1 protein-coding gene is annotated in these 694 nt (G+C 46.3%); it reads left to right on the top strand.

Annotated elements, in window-relative coordinates:
• On the top strand, positions 1-694 hold a 694-nt coding region (locus AAHB90_RS32485), incomplete at both ends, for an AMP-binding protein (protein WP_342089489.1).

Genomic DNA, 694 nt, shown 5'->3' on the forward strand with positions numbered 1-694 from the left:
TGTCTCGGGTGTTGTCAGCGCCAACCTTGCCTATGTGATCTATACTTCGGGTTCAACCGGCCGCCCTAAGGGGGTGATGGTCGAGCACAGAAACCTTACCAATCTTTTTTACAGTCAGATAGAGTTATTGAATCTGCGGCCGGGGATCTGTATCCTGCAATTCGCTTCGATTTCTTTTGATGCGTGTTCGCATGAGATTTTTTGCGGGCTATTGATCAGAGGAAAATTGGTCTTAACAACCAAAGAAGTCTTGTTAAATGAAACTTTATTTGCTGACCTTCTGAAAAATCAGCGGATTGATTTGGCCGTACTGCCGCCAGCATACCAGGAAGTTCTCAAATCAAATGTTACGGGCATATCCACAATTTTGTCAGTAGGGGATTCCTTAAATAGCAAGACAGGTAGATATTTACTAGCAAGCGGTGTTAAGTTGCTTAATGGATATGGCCCTACCGAAAATACAGTTTGTGCAACGATTGCGTTGCGTCCGATAACAGATAACGGCATAGTAAATATCGGTCAGCCTGTATCAAATGTTCGTATTTACATATTAAACAGCAGTGGTGATTTATGCCCAGTTGGGGTAGCCGGCGAGCTTTACATCGGTGGCAGCGGTGTGGCGCGTGGATACCTGAACCGGGCCGATCTGACCGCTGAGCGTTTTATAGCCAGCCCTTTTGTCGCAGGCGAGCGT

It is taken from the genome of Dyadobacter sp. OTU695, assembly GCF_038440355.1.
Taxonomy (GTDB): Bacteria; Bacteroidota; Bacteroidia; order Cytophagales; family Spirosomataceae; genus Dyadobacter.